Here is a 264-nt window from a genome sequence, read left to right on the forward strand (position 1 = left end):
GCCGTATAAACTGATTCTCCATCCCTATCCCCTGCCTTTGTCTATGGTAATTATATAATTTAGTTATATCCGTTACACTCATGGTATCGCAGAAGCATTGTTTTGTCAAGGATAGTCCGCTATGATGATTGCAGTTGGTAATTTCGTGCCACACAGTACCTTGACAAGTGAATGACCGTCCAAAAGGGATATGACCGGCAGGAGAAGTGACGCATCCGGCGCACCAATGCAGGGAAACACCGCAGGAATGGGGCAGGAAAACGG

This window comes from Coprococcus sp. AF16-22 (assembly GCF_003461545.1).
Lineage (GTDB): Bacteria > Bacillota > Clostridia > Lachnospirales > Lachnospiraceae > Coprococcus > Coprococcus aceti.